The sequence below is a fragment of the Clostridium saccharobutylicum DSM 13864 genome, assembly GCF_000473995.1.
In the GTDB taxonomy this organism is placed as follows: domain Bacteria; phylum Bacillota; class Clostridia; order Clostridiales; family Clostridiaceae; genus Clostridium; species Clostridium saccharobutylicum.
Genome location: NC_022571.1, coordinates 5,028,117 through 5,035,000 on the forward strand (window position 1 = coordinate 5,028,117; position 6,884 = coordinate 5,035,000).

The window sequence follows — 6,884 nt, forward strand, 5'->3', positions numbered from 1 at the left end:
TTTAAACAAAAAACGGTGTTCGAGAAGTATACTTTGTAAGTATATTTCTCGAACACCGTTGTTCTTATTTCATAGTATATTGCTTGTCTAAAAATTTGTCAATCATTTTTTAAATAAATTTTACATTTATAAAAATAAAATACTATCTTATTTTCATTCATAATATATTATATTATGCTTATCTATTTAGTGTTATTCTTATTAAAATCTACTTAAATTTTTCTCTATTATAGTCTTTATATTTGCATATTTAGTAGGCATTTCATCCCTTTCACCAATTAATTGAATTAAGTTTACTAAGTCTCGAAGCTTACTTATATTATACCAATTATCACTAAGTGTATAATCTGACATCTTAGTATATTCCTCTTCAAATGCTCGTACTAAATTATTATTAAAATATTCTTCATATCTAAAAAATTGTCCTATATCTTCTAATGGATGTCCAGCCATTGCAAATTCCCAGTCTAAAATTCCACACACTATACCTTTATTTATTAATATATTCGTACCTTGAAAATCACCATGTACCAATCTAGAATCCTTATCAAGGTCTAACAAATTTTTCTCGTTTTGTTTAACTACTTGTTTAATTTTATTTACGATGTCATTTCCTAAACGCTTCCTTACTCTTTCTCCAATAACTCTCTCATACCATAAATTAAGTGGTTCCAATTCTTCTTTTATATGTAAATCTGCATCTAAAAACCCAACCTTATTAAATTTATAACTATGTATTTTAGCTAATATCCTAGCAACTTCTTTAACAAATTTTTCATCCATAAAGTAACCTTCTCTTAAACATTGACCAATTGTTTTTCCTTCTATGTATTCATATATAGCATATTCTCTATTGCCAATCTCTAAATCAGTATCAACTCTATATATTCTTTGAACTGGTATCTCATCTTTAAGTATATTTAATAATTTTATATCTTTTTTGTAATCTTGTTCTTTATTAAAGAATACTTTTAAAATATATTTTGCATTCTTTGTTTTTATAATATAATTTGTAGTTCTACACCCTTCCTCCACTGGTACTATATTTATAATGTCTTTTTCTTCTAATATTCCTTTAAATAATTTATTAATCTTAATATTATCAAGTTTCAAAAATGGTAGTGTTCGCTCCCAATTATGTTCCACAAATATTACCTCCAGCATACTTTAATATATATTTTAAATATATTAATTTTAAATTGTTAACATTTATTCTAGTTAATTAGTATATATCTTAAAACAAAATTAGAAAAGGTGTTCTAAAGAATTTTCTTTAGAACACCTACACTTTACATTAGTGAATAATTTACTTTGCTGAAAAAGATTCACAATCTGTACATTCAGTTTTTGTTGGATTTTTTTCATGTGTACCTACTTGAATTGCTTCTAATGTACAGTAAGCTTTTGATTGAGCATGATATCTACATTGATCAACTGAACATTTAATACTTGAATTCATATCCATTTTTATCACTCCTTATCGCTTTATCATAAATAGTATTTGCAAATTAAATTTATATATGCTATTTATTTCATTCAGCGACATGATTATTTTATAATTCTTCAAAACTTATATTCATATTATTTTTAACATGCCAATCGATATATACCTATTATTTATCTAAATTACGATACTTGTAAGTTTTTCACATAATCATAAGCTTTTTCTATAGCCTCTGTTTTAGTTTCGTATATGTTACTTTCTCCAATCTTAACTGCAAATCCCATATTATTCAATACCTTCATAGGCTGTTCTTGAACATGTGTTAAATATAGCTTTATATTTAACCTATTGCAGTGTTTATGTAATGTACTCAATGCATCCATTGCTGAAGCATCAACTGCATGAGTATGTCTCATATCTAAAATAACTACCTCTGTTGTCGCTTCTAGCTCTTTCATTTTTAAAATAAATTCTTGTACTACACCAAAAAACATTGGACCATTAATTTGATATACATTTATCTTTCCATCTGCCTTTTCCAGTACTGCTGCTAGTTCATCATCAAATGCTTTCTCGTTTACTAAATCCCTTATTTCAGTTGTTTCAGATATTCTCTTCATAAACAATGCCATAGTCATAAGCATTCCTATTCCAATCGCTACAACTAAATCAAATACAACCGTGCATACAAAGGTAACTAACAATACAATAACATCACTTTTAGGAGCTCTTAATAAAGCTCTAAATTGTTTCCATTCACCCATGTTATATGATACAACCATCAATATAGCAGCAAGTACTGTCATTGGTATCATTTTAGCAAGTGGCATTAGAACTAACATTGTAGCCAATAACACTAAAGCATGAACCATTCCTGATATAGGACTTTTTCCACCAGATCTTACATTTGCAGCAGTTCTTGCTATTGCTCCTGTAGCTGGTATTCCACCAAATAGTCCTGATACGATATTAGCTAATCCTTGTGCTACAAGTTCCATATTAGAATCATGTGTATCATTAATCATTCCATCTGCCACAACTGCTGATAGTAATGATTCTAATGCAGCTAATATTGCTATTGTTATAGCTGGTGTAAATAATTTATTTATTGTCGAGATATTAATTGTTGGTGCAATTGGTGTTGGTATAGATGAAGAAATTTCGACAAATCTACTGCCTATAGTTTCTACAGGCAAGTTGAATAATTTAACTGCCAATGTAGCAATAATTAGTGCAATCATCGATCCTGGTATTGTCTTATTAACCTTAGGCCAAAGAACTATAATAAAAATAGAACCTAATCCGATAATTAACGACCATATATTTAGCGAAGTAATATTTGCAAAATAACTCTCCCATTTCTGTATAAACTCTGACGGCACATTATCTATATGTAATCCAAAAAAATCTTTAATTTGTGTGGACATTAATGTTATTGCAATACCTGCCGTGAATCCTATTGTAATTGTCTTTGGTATATACTTAATTAGTGATCCAAATCTTAATAATCCCATCACAACTAATATAATACCAGCCATTATAGTTGCCGTAATCAATCCATTTAATCCATATTCCTGAATTATTGAATAAATTATTACAACAAATGCTCCTGTCGGGCCACCTATTTGAACCTTACTACCACCTAACAAAGAAATAATAAATCCAGCGAATATTGCTGTAATAAGGCCTTTTTCTGGTGAAACACCTGATGATATCGCAAGAGCTATTGATAATGGTAATGCTATTACTGCAACAATAATTCCTGCTATGATATCCTTCGCAACTTGTTGTTTTGTAATTTCCCTGTTCTTAATCATAGAAAAGAACTTGGACATCATTTTAAATCACTTCCCTTTTTAATTATCATTGAATATGCTTACGCAAGTTCTAATTTATTGTTTTAATTACATTTTATTACATATACTTGTACAAATATACTAAAAACTTAATTATTTTACAACACTTATATTTAATTGCAAAAATGTAACATTTAATCACAATAAATTGAAAATATAGTATTTATACACAACCTTGTTATTTTAACATATATTTTTATACAAGTACATATAGTTTTAATAAGAAATCATCAATAAAAAAAGAGAAAATATAGAATTAATAACACTCTATACTTTCTCTACTTCCCCTATTTTTAATTTATTGCCATGCTTATTGCTAAAACCGCTATTGGCTAACCCCATCGAATATATATCATTTATAATTTCAATTTGTACTGATAGTTTTTTTATTTTTCCACGTATCAATCAAATTTATACTTATATACAATAATATTATTTTATTATATTTATTTATAATTTATGCTAATACAATTTATAATGACCTAATTAATTAAACTTGCTTACTTTTTTTATTGCTTTATATTAGTATATTGTCCAGCCTACTTTCTAATTCACTTGTTATATTAACCATTGGTAATCTAACTTCATCAGAATCAATTAAATTTAATTTCTTTAAACAATATTTTAATGGTGTTGGATTTGGTTCTGCAAACAATAATGGTATCATATTATATAAATCTCTCCATTTTTCAAGTGCAGCTTGATGATTATTTTCCTTTACCAAATTGTACACCTCAATGAACTCTCTAGTTCTAAGGCTAGCCGAAGCCATTATTCCACCATCTCCACCAAGTGTAAGTGTAGTATAAAAATATGCATCTTCTCCTGTTAATATTGAAAAATCCTTTGGTCTATTGATTAATAGATCCGCTGTCTGTTTGATATTACCTGAACAATCTTTTATTCCAATTATATTTTTAAGTTCAGCTAATCTAAATATAGTTTCATTTTCTACATTAGTTCCAGTTCTATATGGAATATTATAAATTATAATATCTAAATCAGTAGATTGAGATATATTTTTAAAATGTTCATAAAGTCCTCTTTGATTAGGTCTTGAATAATATGGTGCTACAGATAATATTCCATTTACTCTATTCCTCTCTGCAATTTTTAATTTCTTAACTACTTCGCTAGTATGATTACCACCTAATCCTGTATATACTTGTACCCTATTATTATTATATTCCATTGTTTTACTTAAAACTTCTTCATATTCATCACACAAAATAGTAGGTGATTCTCCAGTAGTTCCAAGTGGTATAATTCCACTAACACCTTCATCTATATAGTGATTTACCATTCTTTCATATGACTTAAAGTCTATCTTTCCATCTTTAAATGGTGTAAGTAATGGTATTATTACACCTTGTACTTTCATTAATTAATACACTCCTTCGAATTTAATTAATTAAATAAGAAAACCCGTCAATATTCTGACGGGTAGAGTTAATCGTATAAAGCTTTAGAGAAATCAAAAATAAATCTAATAAGTTAGTTTAATTTTAATTTTATCAATTCCTTGTAGCTCTCCACTTTCGTGACAGTTATACATATATTTTATGCATCCCCAGAAATAAATTTTTGCATAATTTAAATCTTCGGCCATAATACCTTTCCTTATAAGTCATTGTCTGCCGACTCATTATAAGTACTATTTATTACTGGCACCTCTACCTCAGGTTTCCGTATTAAATTACTTTAAATTATACTACTATATCTATTGCTTGTAAACACTATTGCTAAAAATTGTGAATGTTTTTGTCTAGATATTAATGAATATGTATTAGCATTGATATTCACAACATATACTTTTTTAAATACTGTAAATACTTTATATTTATTATTATGTAAATTATATAATTGATTCTTGACTTCTATAAATCATACATAATATCTATAAAAAACTATAGATTACTTTTCCAAATAACATAATCACAACAAGTAAAATAACCGGTTTAATAACTTTCGCTCCATTTTTAATAGCAAAATATGCACCTAAATAATTTCCTAACACTGCACAAATCGCTGCTGGTAATCCCACCGAATATAGGACTTTTCCATTTAATATATATAGTACAAGCGATGAAAGATTAGATGCCAAATTTACTAATTTAGCATTACCTGATGCAGTAATCAAATTAAAGCCTAACAAAGATGTAAATGCTAATACTAAAAATGTTCCTGTTCCTGGTCCAAAGAATCCATCATATGCACCTATGATTAATCCTATAAAAAATGCTATAAAATAAAGCTTTTTATTTTTTAATTCTTTCATATAGTCTTCTGATCCAAACCTTCTATTAAAAAGCAAAAATATAGCTACTATAGGTAAAATTATCATTAAACAATATCTTAAATACTTCTCATCTAAGAACAATACAAGTTTTGTTCCAAACCATGAACCAATAAGTGCCCCAACTGCAGATAAAATTCCAGGTTTTATTTTAATATTTCCACTTTTAAAAAACTTAACAGATGCAATAGATGTTCCAATACAATTAGCAAACTTATTAGTTCCATAAGCAATATGTATAGGAATACCTGCAAAAATATATGCTGGTAATGATATTAATCCACCTCCTCCAGCCGCAGCATCAACAAATCCTGCACAAAATACTAATGGACATATAATCATCAACATCATTTCATAAGAATACATAAGCTCCCCCCATTTTTAAATAAATATTTTAAAATTAATTAGAACCTTATAAAAACAATTTAAAAAACTCAATTAATTTTAATTTCATTTAATAATAACATACGTTCTTACATTTTAATAATCATTAAATATATTAAAAAACAATGCAATACATATTTATATATAAAATAAAAAACGATAGTTATTACAACTATCGTTTATGCTTACCTCGCGACGTCCTACTCTTCCACACAGTCTCCCATGCAGTACCATCGGCGCTATAGACCTTAACTGTCCTGTTCGGAATGGGAAGGAGTGTTACCTCTATGCCATCACCACGAGATTTTGAAAGTTTTGTTCTTTCAAAATTGCACATAGTTCTTAATGTATTACAACTTGATTATATTGGTCAAGCCCTCGACCTATTAGTATCAGTCAGCTAAATACGTTGCCGCACTTACACCTCTGACCTATCAACCTTGTAGTCTTCAAGGGGTCTTACTAGCTTATGCTATGGGAAATCTCATCTTGAGGTGGGCTTCACACTTAGATGCTTTCAGCGTTTATCCCTTCCCGACTTAGCTACCCAGCTATGCTTCTGGCGAAACAACTGGTACACCATAGGTCAGTCCATCCCGGTCCTCTCGTACTAAGGACAGCTCCTCTCAAATTTCCTACGCCCGCGACGGATAGGGACCGAACTGTCTCACGACGTTCTGAACCCAGCTCGCGTGCCGCTTTAATGGGCGAACAGCCCAACCCTTGGGACCTACTTCAGCCCCAGGATGCGACGAGCCGACATCGAGGTGCCAAACCTCCCCGTCGATGTGAACTCTTGGGGGAGATCAGCCTGTTATCCCCGAGGTAGCTTTTATCCGTTGAGCGATGGCCCTCCCACGAGGTACCACCGGATCACTAAGCCCGACTTTCGTCCCTGCTCCAC

At 29.7% G+C, this 6,884-nt stretch carries 5 protein-coding genes, 2 rRNA genes and 1 riboswitch (1 of these 8 only partly in view); all 7 genes read right to left on the minus strand.

Features of this window, described 5'->3' with window-relative positions; all coding sequences use genetic code 11:
• Window positions 1–201: 201 nt before the first annotated feature.
• Window positions 202–1,146 (minus strand): aminoglycoside phosphotransferase family protein, encoded by a 945-nt coding sequence (locus CLSA_RS21500; protein ID WP_022750746.1) that lies wholly within the window; start codon window positions 1,144–1,146, stop codon window positions 202–204.
• 160 nt (window positions 1,147–1,306) lie between these two features.
• Entirely contained in the window at window positions 1,307–1,465 is a 159-nt protein-coding gene (locus CLSA_RS22730) for a DUF1540 domain-containing protein (RefSeq protein WP_022750747.1), read from the minus strand.
• Between the two features lie 161 nt (window positions 1,466–1,626).
• A complete protein-coding gene (locus tag CLSA_RS21505) occupies window positions 1,627–3,282 on the minus strand; it encodes a SulP family inorganic anion transporter (RefSeq protein WP_022750748.1) in 1,656 nt (551 codons plus the stop codon).
• A 535-nt stretch (window positions 3,283–3,817) separates the two neighbouring features.
• A complete protein-coding gene (gene dapA, locus CLSA_RS21510; RefSeq protein WP_022750750.1) occupies window positions 3,818–4,681 on the minus strand; it encodes a 4-hydroxy-tetrahydrodipicolinate synthase in 864 nt (287 codons plus the stop codon).
• Window positions 4,682–4,817: 136 nt separating this feature from the next.
• Window positions 4,818–4,984, minus strand: a riboswitch (Lysine riboswitch).
• Window positions 4,985–5,197: 213 nt separating this feature from the next.
• The gene (locus CLSA_RS21520) at window positions 5,198–5,962 is read right to left on the minus strand and encodes a sulfite exporter TauE/SafE family protein (protein WP_022750752.1); all 765 of its coding nucleotides are present in this window, start codon (window positions 5,960–5,962) and stop codon (window positions 5,198–5,200) included.
• 205 nt (window positions 5,963–6,167) lie between these two features.
• Window positions 6,168–6,284, minus strand: a 5S ribosomal RNA gene (gene rrf, locus CLSA_RS21525).
• A gap of 62 nt (window positions 6,285–6,346) precedes the next feature.
• Window positions 6,347–6,884, minus strand: a 23S ribosomal RNA gene (locus CLSA_RS21530); it runs 2,372 nt beyond the window's last position.